The organism is Nonomuraea sp. NPDC048916, from assembly GCF_040649575.1.
Lineage (GTDB): Bacteria > Actinomycetota > Actinomycetes > Streptosporangiales > Streptosporangiaceae > Nonomuraea.
This window is the reverse complement of sequence record NZ_JBEZFS010000217.1, coordinates 1-469: the sequence shown is the minus strand read 5'-3', so window position 1 is coordinate 469 and position 469 is coordinate 1. Positions and strand designations below refer to the sequence as shown.

The window sequence follows — 469 nt, the reverse complement described above, 5'->3', positions numbered from 1 at the left end:
CTTCAGGACCGCGGGCAGCCCCACCGCCCGCAGCACCTCCCCGGCGCCTTCGGGACCCGGCGGGACGGGTACGGCCGTACTCCCGCTCAGCCCGTGCGCGTGCAGCGTCTCCCGGACCCGGCGCTTGTCCCGCAGCAGCCGTACGGCCTCCGGATCCGGCCCCGGAAGCCCGAGTTCGGCGGCAAGCCCGGCGGCCGGCAGGCTCCAGGTGTCCGTCGTGTTGATCAGCCCGGCCAGGTCCGGCACGGCGGCCAGCGCCCGGCGGACGGCCTCCTGGTCCCACGTGTCGACGTCCACGACGTCCAGCGCGTCCGGCGGCAGCACCGCCAACTCGTGCCGGTAGACCGAACGGTCACCCGTCAGCAGGCACAGCCGGTGGCCCGCCCGCGCGGCGGCCTCCGCCATCCGCCCGAGGCCGAAGGACAGGGACTCCAGTGCGGCGATCGTCATGGCAGCAGCTCCACGGTCG

The 469-nt window shown here is 75.7% G+C and carries 1 pseudogene; it reads right to left on the bottom strand.

The annotated features are described in order from the left end of the window. Positions 1–450: pseudogene (locus AB0C16_RS40520) on the bottom strand (hypothetical protein); the annotation flags it as partial. Positions 451–469 lie beyond the last annotated feature (19 nt).